The following is a 1,674-nucleotide window of genomic DNA, read 5'->3' as shown; positions in this document are numbered from 1 at the left end:
GCCCTCTGTTCCGTCGATCGGTGAGGTGAAGCGCTGATGGACCAAGCTTCCGACGTCCGTACCCTCGCCCTCGGCGAGGCCAGTGGCACCGTGCCGCTCGCGCGTGACTTCACGCGGTCGGCGCTCCAGGAGTGGGGCTGGCTGCCCGCCGCCACCGCCGACCGCAGAGCCGCCGCCGAGGACGTCCTGCTCGTCGTCTCGGAGCTCGTCACCAACGCCTGCCTGCACGCCGAGGGCCCCGAGAGCCTCCGCGTCCTGCGACTGCCCAAGTCGCTCCGCCTGGAGGTGACCGACCGCGGCGCCGGTGAGGAGGACGGTGCCGCCGAGGGTGCCGAGGGCCACGGCGGAGTCGAGCGGTCCGGTCCTGGGCAGTTCGGCGCCGGTGTCGCTCTCGTCGCCGTCCGCGTCCGCGTCGGCGGGCGGCGGGGCGGCGGAGCCGCCGGAGAGGCCGGTCACCTCCAGTTCGAGGGCGGGCCGGGGGTCGTTCTTCGGCTTGCAGACGGCCGCGTCCATGCCGAGGGCGTGCACGGTGAGCGTTCCGGCGGTGAAGGTGACCCTGCCGTTCTTCTTCGGCGTGTAGGTGCCGGTGAGCGTCCCGATGCTGATGGGGGTGTCGGGCGGGATGGCGGCCGTGTTCGGCGTGCCCTTGACCTTGACGGTGCCGGAGTCGGCGCCGCCGAGGACGAGTTCGGCGCGCGGGGTCATGACGCCCTTGGGCAGTTCGACGGGGCTGTCGGAGACCCCTTTCTCGAACGACATGGTGACCGTGTACGCGCTGCCGCTCCTGACGGCCTTGATGCCGACGGGCGAGACGGCGCCCTTGGGGCCGATCTTCGTCTCGCAGGCGTAGTCGATGTCGACGACGGCCGCCTGGGCGGTCGGCGCGCCGGCGAGCACGGCCGCGCCCGCCACCGCGACCGCCGCCGTGAGCGCGGCGGTCCTTCTCCTCCGGTTCGGCTCCTTGGACACCCCGAGCACCCCTCACCGCAATGGACCTGACGGTCTTTCAGATTGGGCGTCAAGGTACGCCCGGGCCCTTGCGGAGGGAAGAAGAGGGACGGTGAAAGTCCTCGGCGGGATCAGCAAAGCCCCGCCCGGGCCGGAGCCGGGCGGGGCGTCAGGCAGGCGGGGCGTCAGGCAGGCGGGGAGTCAGACAGGCGAGGAGTCAGGCGGGCGCGGAGCCGGACGCCTGGCTACGCCGGTGCGGAGAGCTCGGCCCAGACGGTCTTGCCCGGGGAGTCGGGGGTGCGCTCGATGCCCCAGTCGAGGCAGAGCCGCTGCACGATGAACATGCCGTGGCCGCCCGGACGCCCGGACCGGTGCGGCGTGCGGGGCTCGGGGGTTCCGGCGCCGCGGTCGGTCACCTCCAGGCGGAGCGACTTGGGCAGTCGCAGGACGCGGAGGCTCTCGGGGCCCTCGGCGTGCAGGCAGGCGTTGGTGACGAGCTCCGAGACGACGAGCAGGACGTCCTCGGCGGCGGCTCTGCGGTCGGCGGTGGCGGCGGGCAGCCAGCCCCACTCCTGGAGCGCCGACCGCGTGAAGTCACGCGCGAGCGGCACGGTGCCACTGGCCTCGCCGAGGGCGAGGGTACGGACGTCGGAAGCTTGGTCCATCAGCGCTTCACCTCACCGATCGACGGAACAGAGGGCGGGACGTACGGGCGGGGGGCCGGGT

General features: G+C 73.4%; 1 protein-coding gene and 2 pseudogenes. 1 reads left to right on the top strand and 2 read right to left on the bottom strand.

Going from position 1 to position 1,674, the window contains the following annotated elements:
* Positions 1 to 36: 36 nt before the first annotated feature.
* A pseudogene (locus EAO70_RS36205) lies at positions 37 to 375 on the top strand (ATP-binding protein); the annotation flags it as partial.
* Here EAO70_RS36205 and EAO70_RS36200 read toward each other — a convergent pair.
* Together EAO70_RS36200 and EAO70_RS36195 are read right to left on the bottom strand one after the other, a co-directional pair.
* Positions 295 to 969, bottom strand: a pseudogene (locus EAO70_RS36200) (peptidase); the annotation flags it as partial. The pseudogenes EAO70_RS36205 and EAO70_RS36200 sit on opposite strands and share 81 nt — an antisense overlap.
* Positions 970 to 1,193: 224 nt before the next feature.
* Positions 1,194 to 1,613: an ATP-binding protein gene (locus EAO70_RS36195; protein ID WP_148007029.1), complete on the bottom strand. Its 420-nt coding sequence runs from the start codon at positions 1,611 to 1,613 to the stop codon at positions 1,194 to 1,196.
* Between the last annotated feature and the right edge of the window lie 61 nt (positions 1,614 to 1,674).

It is taken from the genome of Streptomyces sp. adm13(2018), from assembly GCF_008042145.1.
GTDB lineage: Bacteria > Actinomycetota > Actinomycetes > Streptomycetales > Streptomycetaceae > Streptomyces.
The sequence above is the reverse complement of the archived record's forward strand: the minus strand, read 5'-3'. Positions and strand labels throughout refer to the sequence as shown.

What these genes read in the sequence shown, in the direction of transcription:
- EAO70_RS36195 (WP_148007029.1), bottom strand. Translation starts at nt 1,613, where the DNA reads ATGGACCAAGCTTCCGACGTCCGTACCCTCGCCCTCGGCGAGGCCAGT.